Source organism: Pseudomonas acericola (SeqCode) (assembly GCF_053456465.1).
Genome location: NZ_JBRFJB010000003.1, coordinates 168,371 through 177,327, shown reverse-complemented (window position 1 = coordinate 177,327; position 8,957 = coordinate 168,371). Strand labels below are relative to the sequence as shown.

The following is an 8,957-nucleotide window of genomic DNA, read 5'->3' as shown; positions in this document are numbered from 1 at the left end:
TGACTCTTCAGCTTGTCATACCCAGCCCAGCGCCGGGCTTCTCGTTCCTAGTGATCCCCTACCCTGCTATGGTGGCGCCCTCTGATCGCAATGGAAGCATCGAAGAATGGACTCATGGAAGGCTCTGGCCATCGCCCTACTGGCATCGGTCAGCACACAGGCCGTATCAGGTGATGGTGCCAACCCTATCGCTGCCGCGATATTCATCACAATTTCCTCGCCGACCATTTTAATTGGCGCGACCACATCTCTCACGACCGATCCGCCAAAGATTTTCAAGTCAGCCAAAAATGACGCCTTGGCGTTCATTGGTTCGGACGGAGAGATACGGGGTGCTGAGTTTGAACAGGCGTCCAGATACTATCGTTCGGCCTACAAATCACCTCATATGTCTGACATGCGACTGGCCCAGGCGATAGCGACCTCGTTTTGATGCCCGCTTAAGACGGACTTTCGCCTTCTCCCAGCAGGAACGCACTCTGCTATGGTAGCGGCCCTCTCTGATCGGAATGGAAGCATCGCAGCATGGACTCATGGAAGATTGTAGCCGCAGCCCTCATGGTATCGATCAACGCTCATGCCTCTGAGGGGTCCGACGACTCCTATAACAACTCGATGCTGTCTGTACTGATGGCTCCAAGCTACACCGTTGCAGGAACTACCGGGCTCACCATGCTCGCTACTAATAACTTCAAGCCTGCAAAGGCTGACGCGCTCGCCTTTATTGGCTCAAACGGTGAAATACGCGGTGCCCAATTTGAACAGGCGGTGCGCTTCTACCGTACGACCTATGCACCACCGTTGATGAATGATCAGCAGCTCGCCCAGGCAATCGTAAGTACGTTTTGAGATCGACACCGAATGCCTACCCCTAGCGCTAGACAGGATCAGAAGAACAGCCACTACACAAACCAAATGGAGCGTGGTATCAATTAGCTATCGCGAAGTTTCACGGGGAGGCTGCGATGAAGGTCTTTGGATTAGCACTGCTCGCACCAACCTGCCTGATCAGCTTCTTCATCAGCAGCGGCGACAATGGAGTCGCTCTTGCAGCTGATCTTATGTTCTACATCAGCGCCGTAGCCCTTTACCTATTCCCCTCAATTTATACCGCCCTAGTCGAACCAGTTCCGCCCCGTCGAATTTTTCTAATCAACCTACTGACCGGATGGACACTGATCGGCTGGTGTGTGGCTTACTACTTAGCTTTGTGCGATCCACAGAACCAGCAAGTCGAGGATAGTCGACACGAAAAGGTGTAAGCGCAGAAGGATCATCAGATCACTTCCGAATATTAATAACGGCCAGCCCATGAGCAAACCTCTTCTACCTGGCCTTTCACGACCTTTTCACAGTCGGGCGCCTATGGTTATCCCAGCTCCTAATGAAACCCTTTAAGCCCGCCAATCCCCATCGCGGGCTTTTCTTTTCCTGCGATTTGGAGGGCTGACACTCGCCCTCCCCGGCTTACCCTACGACCGCTATACACGCCCACCGTCAAAATGACACGATAACGCCTCGCCTCCGTGAGTAGGAATACAGGATGTTCAGTCACGTAACCGTTGGGACAAACGATCTTGATAAGGCCGCTACCTTCTATGACGCGGTTCTGATCCCTCTGGGGCTCTGCCGTCGACCTGTAACGCCCGATGGCGGACCACCTTCGGCATGCTGGGTGAACCCCGACAGCCCTCTGCCCCGCTTCTATGTTTACCGCCCTTACGATCTCAAAGAGGCCCTCGCTGGAAATGGCAGCATGGTGGCTTTCTCCGCACCACATCCAGATTCTGTCGATGCCGCCTATGCCGCAGGCCTTATTGCCGGCGGTTTTGATGCTGGCGAACCGGGGCCACGCTCGCATTATGGGGGCGGCTATTATGGCGCGTACCTACGGGACCCGGATGGCAATAAAGTGCACATAGTCCATCGTGGCGATTTGCGCTTGCCTGCTTAAGCTCGACTTTCAGTGCTCGCTTAAAGCCCGCCAAGCGCGGGCTTTTTTGTGCCCGCGAGAAGATAACCTTCTCAGCTTCTATGCATTTGCGCATGAAAAAGCAAAACGGAGCTTGCCAATATATGACAGCACCAATACTGTACATGCATCCAGTATAGGTAAGGAGTACCACATGCACAGCCTAGCGTTTACCACGTCTAAACCGCCCTCTTCCTACGAAGCTGCAGGCCGACGCCTGCAAGCCCTGATTGCCTCACCAGGTGTTCAGAAGGTCCAGGCGGTCACGGTGTGTAGGCTGGAGCATGAAAACCCCGAGGACTGGAAGCGGCTTCTAGATGAGATTGGCGAAACCGCAGGCGTCCGCGTCGAGACCTTGGAAGGCGGGACCGTCAGGATCGGCTGGCGAGAATACTGCGACGCATAAATGAGCCCGCCATTGAGCGGGCTTTTTATCGATCAATAATTTCAGCAATCTGAATTTATTGTTTCAGCATGCTTGACATGATTATTTCAGCTTGCTTAAATTCACCTCAAGCCAGCAGCAACAACAGCCGGCCAGCAGCGAAAGCCGCGCCGCTCTTTAGCGACACCTCTTGCCGGATCACCACCGGCCCAGATTCAAAGGCAGCGATGAACCGGCCTAAACGGTTCAGAGGGTTGGCAACTGACCCGGGCGTGCAGCGTAAAACGTCGAAAGCAGTTATCCAGCGGGAGAACAAGCCGAAAGGCCCGCGGCTGGAGGAACAATTTGGAACTGCCGAGGATTTCTCGGTAGTTGGATTCAAGCCGGTGACCGACGCCAGTAGCGGGTCACGGCCAGCACCAAAAGATTTGAATTAGCGGGCCCGATAGCTTCGGCTTGGACCGCCGGACCTCATGCACCCTGCCCACCTAACCGGGCAAACGAGCTGCAGCGTGCATGTTGTAGGGACCTGTGATCCAAGGCGAACAGATGCTGATTGACGCCCCGGGGAGGAAGCTCACCGCCAACCTACGAAGACGAAAGGCCAGCCCTGCAATCAACAGCGGGCAACGGGCCACACCGCTGACGCAACAAACCCAGGCCGTCGCCAGTAGCGGGCCTGGGCACCCTTCCCACCTCTATTACATCAGCACTCACCCCGCGCCCATCGGCAACCAGCAGGAGGAATGAGTGTTGACGAATACAGGTGAACAACACGCCACTTTGGAGGCGACCATGAGCGCAGTATTGAAGTTATGCCAGGAGCGTTACGAGGCCCAGGTGCCTCCAGAAGTTAGTGAGGCGAACCCTGAGCAGGAGTGGCTGGAACACTCGGCCGAGCGCCTGGTGTGCGGCGTCGACATCAAGTGGAAGCGCCGCAACGGCCGGCCGCAGGTTGTTACGTTCGACCGGTACTGCACCCACCTGCAGGGGGTCCTGAACCAGCGCCAGATCGACGGCTTGGATCAGCGCGACTCGTTCGCCCGCCTCTTCCTGTCGTCAATCCTGGGCAGCCAGGCAGACTCGCGCGGCCACGCCGCTGACCTGATGGGTGAACAACGCCCCATCGAAGCCGCTGAACGGATCGCCATGGACCTCCTGAAGCCCTACGCAACAGACGCGGTTGCAGCAGAGCGTGAAGAAACCGAAGACGACGTGGACCGCGACCTATGAGCCCACACATCCTCATCGACGAAGCACTTGAAGCCCTGGAGCATCCTGGCATCGAGCCAAGCGCCCAGATCGTAGTCCAGCGGATGATCACCAATATGCTCACCGGCAGCGTGATCTCCATCGAAGAGTTCAACCACTACTGCAAGCGCCTGCTCAAGATCTGCCAGCAGCGCAAGGAGGCAGCGTGACAACAGCACCGGTTAAATCACTGGTCGACGAGCAGCTCGAAGACATCAGCGCTCACAACCTGCGTGAAGCCTACAGCCTGGCCGAACGCCGCGGCTTCTTCGGCGCGCCGGTTGAGCAGTATGCCGAACCTGGCTACGGCGGCCGCGTTCTCCAAGTCCTGCGCTACCGGGTTGAGCAGCAAAGTCAGCAACAGTGCTGATCAGCCTTTGCCCTTGTTTTTGTTCTTCGCACTACCCTGTCGCGCTTTGAATTTCGGATTGGATTTACAAATCACGTAGATCCGGCCCCGGCGCATCACGATCTGGCAGTCGCGGTGACGGTTTTTCGCTTCTTTCAGTGAGGACAGCACTTTCATCGGTGAGGCTCCTTGCATTGAGTTGATACGTTATTACGTATCTTAGATGCGAATGATAACGCTTATCAACTCTTATTTCCCCTACCCCTTTCATCGCTGCGAGCATCGCGGCAAGGAATCCCCATGTCCGCAGTAATGAAGCAGGACGACAACACGCCTGCGATGTCGGAGGCCGCGCTCGTTGAAGTGCTGAGCAGCAGCCTCTACCCCGGCGCCGAAAAGAACTCTGTAGTGATGGTGTTGGCTTACTGCCAGGCCGCGCACCTGGACCCAATGTTGAAGCCGGTGCACATCGTCCCGATCTGGAACTCGAAGACGAAAAAGATGCAGGACACGGTGATGCCGGGCATCGGCCTTTACCGCATCCAGGCTGCGCGCACCGGCCAATACGCCGGAATCAGCGAGCCTGAATATGGCCCTCCAGTGACAGCGAAGTTGAGCGGTGTAGAAGTCACCTACCCCGAATGGTGCCGCGTGACGGTAAAGCGGCAGATGAGCAACGGCCTGGTTGCCGAATACACGGCCAACGAGCGCTGGCTTGAAAACTACGCAACGTCGAGCAAGGACACCGCAGCGCCCAACGCCATGTGGAAGCGCCGAGCATTCGCCCAACTCGCCAAGTGCGCCGAGGCGCAGGCCCTGCGTAAAGCGTTCCCTGAGGTAGGTTCTGCGCCAACGGCTGACGAGATGGAGGGCAAGATATTCGAGGAAGTCGCCAAAGACATCTCACCAGCACGCCAAGCCCCACCAGAACCAGACGCCAAGCCTTCCTATCCCGACGAACTGCTGGCCGAAAACATCGAAAAGTGGCAGCCGCTGATCGACGCGGGCCGCACCAGTCCAGAGCACATAATTGCCAACGTCATCAGCAAGTACTCATTGCGCGATGACCAGATCGAAACCATCACCAACCTCAAAGCCCTCGATGGAGACGCAGCATGAAAATTCACAACGTAGCTCAAGGCTCCGCCGAGTGGCTTGCCCTTCGCGCCAAGTTCCGCACCGCCTCAGAAGCCCCGGCAATGATGGGAGCATCGAAGTACCAGACCCGCACCGATCTGCTCGCAGCCAAAAAAACCGGCATCACGCCCGATGTCACGCCGTCTCAGCAGTTCATCTTCGACAAAGGCCACGCCACTGAAGCCCTGGCCCGCCCACTGGCCGAGGCGTTAATCGGTGAAGAGCTGTATCCGATCGTTGCTACCGAGGGCAACCTGCTCGCCTCCATGGATGGCGCCACGATGCTCGGCGAGACACTGTTCGAGCACAAGCTGTGGAGTGAGTCGGTCGTGGCCCAGGTGAACGCCGGCGACCTGGCTCCGCACTACTACTGGCAGCTTGAGCAGCAACTCTTGGTCAGCGGCGCTGAGCGGGTGATCTTTGTTTGCTCGGACGGCACGCCGGAGAACTTCGTGCACATGGAGTACCGGCCCGTCGGCGGCCGCGCGGCTCAGTTGATCGAAGGATGGAAGCAGTTCGAGGCAGACCTGGCCAACTTCGAAATGGCCGACGCTCCTTCAATCGTAGTCGGCAAGGCACCTGACGAGCTGCCAGCCCTGCGAATCGAGCTGACCGGCATGGTTACCGCCAGCAACCTGAAGGTGTTTGAAGACTCGGCCCTGGCCGTGATCGACTCGGTGAAAACCACCCTCTCCACCGACCAGGACTTCGCCGACGCGAAAAAGGCAGTCAAGTGGTGCGGTGATGTTGAAGAGGCTGTCGCAGCCGCCAAGAAACAGGCCCTGTCGCAGAACCAAAGCATCGACGAGCTGTTTTCGTCGCTGGATCGCATCAGCGCCCATGCCCGCGAGACCCGCCTGAAGGTCGACAAGCTAGTGAAGGCTCAAGAGCTGCTGGTGAAGACCAACATCAAGCAGAAAGCCGAGCTGGCACTGGCAGATCACATTGCCGCCATCAACAAGACGCTGGGCCAAGTCACGCTGCCTCATGTCGTTTCGGACTTCGCCGGCGCCATGAAGAACAAGCGCACCATCGCCAGCCTCCAGGACGCAGTAGATACCGAACTCGCCCGGGCGAAGATCGATGCAAGCCAGGCAGCCGACGGCATCCGCTTAAACCTGACTAGTCTGGCAGAGCTCGCCGTTGATCATGCCTTCCTGTTCAGCGACGTGCAGCAGTTGGTGACCAAGGCCAACGATGATCTGGTAACACTGATCAAATTCCGCATCTCCGAACACCAGAAGGCGGAGCAGGCAAAGGCCGACGCGAAGCGCGTCGCCGAAGAGCAGGAAGCCCTGCGACTGGCAGCCATAAAGCCTGAGCCAGTCGTGGAGAAAGTGGCGACACCCGAGCCTGTCCACGCCACGCTAGTTCAAACAGCGGCACCCGTCGCCCAGGCTACAAAGCCAGTAACGAGCCACGTGGTCGAGCAGGTAGTGCTGCAGGCCAACGTGACGGACTTCGGGGCACTGATAAAAGCGGTGGCATATGGTCAGGCGCCGATCACCGTCCTCCTGGTCAACTGGGAAGCGCTCGACGCGATGGTCGCAGAGCAGGGATCAACCTTCAGCATGGCTGGGGTGACGCTGACCAAGGCGGCAGCATGATCAGCAACCTCAGATCTGATATCGAGTTCCGGCGCGAGAAAGCGCTGGAGCTCTCCAGCCAGGTACATCAGCACCTGGCCGCAGGCGGAAAGCTCACAATCGGCAAGAGCCCGGCGATCAATCCAGCCCCGGCGAAGCGTTCGGAATTCATCGACCCGGCAACCATCCTCAAGCGCCGCAAGCCGCCCATCACCCGAGCCGAGCGTGAAGCGCTACGCAAACTCGCGGAGGCATTATGAGCAAGCGCAAACCGCATAACCTGCAGGCGCGCATTGCCCGGTCGTGCCGCTCGCTGCTGGCCGCCAACCACGTCGCGGTGGTCAACATCGACCCCAGTGGCCGCCAAGGCATGATCAATTACAAGTCGTTGAGGAACATTGCGGCCGGGAAGATCGGCCAGGCCGTATGCGGAATCTCCCACCGGTGGACGATCTATCTCAGCGCGCTTTGCATCGACGCCCACGGCGACCGGTACAGCAAGTCGATGGAGGTTGCGCCCGAAGGCGTCTACCTCTCCGACCACCTGGAAGACGTGATCGAGCATTGGTACAAGGAGCTGCGCGATTCGGCCAATCAAAGCCAGATGGTGGCGTCAGGCTGGATCGCCATTCCCGAGGTGATGTCGCTCGACGAGGCGCACGCCGCACGGATCTTCGAAGCGGTCGGCGCCTGGAATCAACAGAAGGTCGCAGCATGAAGCGAATCCACAAACAGGTCAGCGCAAGACGCCGGCCAACCTGGCTCGCACTGCCGGCCAGCGGAATAGAAGAGGTAGGCCATGGCAGCCGAACAGAAGGAACGCACAGCCAGGCTTGCCGAGAAACGGCAGGAGCTGGGCGAGCAGGAATTGCGGCACACGGTCCCGTACGGCACCCGGCAGATGCTCGACGAGCTGATGCGCTGGCATGAAATCGAGGAAGTCAGCGAGGCGGTGCAACTCTTGGTGCTGAATGGTCTGGCCGAGGATCTGCCGCCGGCGCCGCCGAAGATCAAAGGGGCGTCCGACATCATCCGCCACTACTTCAGACAGGGAATGCGTGACCGGTTGGCAGCGCTAACCGCCGAACTGGTCGAGACGAAAGACCGGACGACCATCTGGCGACTGGTCGCGTACGCCCATTCATTGGGTGCTGAAAAGTCAGCGCCTCTCTTCGAAATTAAGCGCCACGTTTTTGAGATATCCGAAAACGTAGCGCGAAAATTACGGCAAGCGGGTTTCGCAGAGTCGCTCCAGATTGAGGTCGAATGAGAAAATCATAAAAATCTATCCGATGACAAAAAGCTTCTCAAGACTACTTGGCTGGGTCAAGTCGCTCTAATACCGCGCACTGCAGAAGGGTCGGCCTATATTGCTGAAAGATATCCGGAGAGGCCCCGGCAAGAAACTCTGTTGCCAACAAACCAGAGAGAAGTATTTTTTGCTGAGGCGAGAATATCATTACATAAAACATCAACAACTTCTCATCGGCTGACATTTGAGCAAATACCGCCTTCATAGCGAACTCTGTGGACTTTGCGTCTTTTCCACTTTCAACTACGTATGAGATTAGAAAAAGCATCGACTCCATATAGCTTGCCACTGCAGACCAGTAACTATTTTTCCAATTGTCAAATTCCGGCTTCAATGCTTTGTACATCTCTTCTGGCTTCCCTGGAGAGACGTTGTAAAGAAAATCCCCCAAAAGCCTATTTAGGGCAAACGCTACACCACGGTGACCTTCGTACTCCATTTTTGTAATACCATTTTCCTTCCACAAATATTTTATTGACGAAACCGAAGAGTGACTTAATGCCAGAAGCTGGAAAATACGAGTATCAAAAGTTTCCTGATCGTGACGCAGAGATGCTTTCTTGCTTTCTTCTTGCTGGGACCGCAAATTAAACAGCAACCCAACTAACGCCATAAATGATAAAAGCGGATTTAATACCCCGCCAAAATAATCGCCAAACTGACCCCATATTGCTTGATCGCTAGATTTTACCGCTGAAAAACTTGAAAAATAGTTATAACAAGTTAAAGCGATCACCAATACTGCAGAGACCACACCAAAACTCAAATAATTTCTGTTAAAAAATCTCTTAGATTCATCGCAAAACGATTTTAACACCGGTAAGTCCCCATTTCTGTGATCGCGATATTCTTGCTAAGGCTAAGTTTACGGTAAGGAGATGAGCAACTGCTCGGCTGCATACATCTGCGGTTGATTTGTCATATATGTTTTCTTGATCCGGCCCATGCCGGTAACCCGTAATACC

At 56.2% G+C, this 8,957-nt stretch carries 17 protein-coding genes; 15 read left to right on the top strand and 2 right to left on the bottom strand.

The genetic code is table 11. The features are described from left to right. The first annotated feature begins 106 nt into the window (after positions 1-106). The 10 genes from ACU688_RS12825 to ACU688_RS12780 all read left to right on the top strand — a co-directional run bounded on the left by ACU688_RS12825 (position 107) and on the right by ACU688_RS12780 (position 3,978). The gene (locus tag ACU688_RS12825; RefSeq protein WP_124524584.1) at positions 107-433 is read left to right on the top strand and encodes a DUF2388 domain-containing protein; all 327 of its coding nucleotides are present in this window, start codon (positions 107-109) and stop codon (positions 431-433) included. A gap of 92 nt (positions 434-525) precedes the next feature. Then, complete coding sequence (locus ACU688_RS12820; RefSeq protein ID WP_124524585.1) at positions 526-849, top strand: DUF2388 domain-containing protein; 324 nt, start codon at positions 526-528, stop codon at positions 847-849. Between the two features lie 116 nt (positions 850-965). Next, a complete protein-coding gene (locus ACU688_RS12815; protein ID WP_124524586.1) occupies positions 966-1,262 on the top strand; it encodes a superinfection immunity protein in 297 nt (98 codons plus the stop codon). 281 nt (positions 1,263-1,543) lie between these two features. Then, on the top strand, positions 1,544-1,954 hold the full coding sequence (locus tag ACU688_RS12810) for a VOC family protein (RefSeq protein WP_448184996.1): 411 nt from the start codon (positions 1,544-1,546) through the stop codon (positions 1,952-1,954). Between the two features lie 172 nt (positions 1,955-2,126). After that, positions 2,127-2,378 (top strand): DUF1654 domain-containing protein, encoded by a 252-nt coding sequence (locus ACU688_RS12805; protein ID WP_448184995.1) that lies wholly within the window; start codon positions 2,127-2,129, stop codon positions 2,376-2,378. A gap of 68 nt (positions 2,379-2,446) precedes the next feature. Further along, positions 2,447-2,794, top strand: a complete 348-nt coding sequence (locus ACU688_RS12800; RefSeq protein WP_448184994.1) for a hypothetical protein — start codon at positions 2,447-2,449, stop codon at positions 2,792-2,794. Positions 2,795-2,906: 112 nt separating this feature from the next. Then, positions 2,907-3,107: a hypothetical protein gene (locus ACU688_RS12795; RefSeq protein WP_448184993.1), complete on the top strand. Its 201-nt coding sequence runs from the start codon at positions 2,907-2,909 to the stop codon at positions 3,105-3,107. Between the two features lie 45 nt (positions 3,108-3,152). Continuing rightward, entirely contained in the window at positions 3,153-3,590 is a 438-nt protein-coding gene (locus ACU688_RS12790; RefSeq protein ID WP_448184992.1) for a hypothetical protein, read from the top strand. Then, the gene (locus tag ACU688_RS12785) at positions 3,587-3,778 is read left to right on the top strand and encodes a hypothetical protein (RefSeq protein ID WP_250925551.1); all 192 of its coding nucleotides are present in this window, start codon (positions 3,587-3,589) and stop codon (positions 3,776-3,778) included. Before ACU688_RS12790 ends, ACU688_RS12785 begins: the two co-directional genes overlap by 4 nt. Continuing rightward, the gene (locus ACU688_RS12780; RefSeq protein WP_448184991.1) at positions 3,775-3,978 is read left to right on the top strand and encodes a hypothetical protein; all 204 of its coding nucleotides are present in this window, start codon (positions 3,775-3,777) and stop codon (positions 3,976-3,978) included. The genes ACU688_RS12785 and ACU688_RS12780 overlap by 4 nt, the downstream gene beginning before the upstream one ends. Here the strand turns inward: ACU688_RS12780 and ykgO are convergent, their stop codons facing one another. Continuing rightward, complete coding sequence (gene ykgO / locus ACU688_RS12775; protein ID WP_019816741.1) at positions 3,979-4,134, bottom strand: type B 50S ribosomal protein L36; 156 nt, start codon at positions 4,132-4,134, stop codon at positions 3,979-3,981. A 135-nt stretch (positions 4,135-4,269) separates the two neighbouring features. Here ykgO and bet point away from each other — a divergent pair, with 135 nt between their 5' ends. The 5 genes from bet to ACU688_RS12750 all read left to right on the top strand — a co-directional run bounded on the left by bet (position 4,270) and on the right by ACU688_RS12750 (position 7,950). After that, positions 4,270-5,076 (top strand): phage recombination protein Bet, encoded by an 807-nt coding sequence (gene bet, locus ACU688_RS12770; RefSeq protein WP_448185582.1) that lies wholly within the window; start codon positions 4,270-4,272, stop codon positions 5,074-5,076. Next, the gene (locus tag ACU688_RS12765; protein ID WP_448184990.1) at positions 5,073-6,701 is read left to right on the top strand and encodes a YqaJ viral recombinase family protein; all 1,629 of its coding nucleotides are present in this window, start codon (positions 5,073-5,075) and stop codon (positions 6,699-6,701) included. The genes bet and ACU688_RS12765 overlap by 4 nt, the downstream gene beginning before the upstream one ends. Continuing rightward, positions 6,698-6,940 (top strand): hypothetical protein, encoded by a 243-nt coding sequence (locus ACU688_RS12760; protein WP_401379773.1) that lies wholly within the window; start codon positions 6,698-6,700, stop codon positions 6,938-6,940. Before ACU688_RS12765 ends, ACU688_RS12760 begins: the two co-directional genes overlap by 4 nt. Then, positions 6,937-7,398 carry a hypothetical protein gene (locus tag ACU688_RS12755; protein WP_448184989.1) on the top strand — a complete coding sequence of 154 codons (462 nt, stop codon included), beginning with the start codon at positions 6,937-6,939 and terminating at the stop codon, positions 7,396-7,398. Before ACU688_RS12760 ends, ACU688_RS12755 begins: the two co-directional genes overlap by 4 nt. Positions 7,399-7,479: 81 nt before the next feature. Continuing rightward, positions 7,480-7,950: a hypothetical protein gene (locus ACU688_RS12750; protein WP_448184988.1), complete on the top strand. Its 471-nt coding sequence runs from the start codon at positions 7,480-7,482 to the stop codon at positions 7,948-7,950. Positions 7,951-7,993: 43 nt separating this feature from the next. Here the strand turns inward: ACU688_RS12750 and ACU688_RS12745 are convergent, their stop codons facing one another. Next, positions 7,994-8,809, bottom strand: a complete 816-nt coding sequence (locus ACU688_RS12745; protein WP_448184987.1) for a hypothetical protein — start codon at positions 8,807-8,809, stop codon at positions 7,994-7,996. Positions 8,810-8,957: the final 148 nt, after the last annotated feature.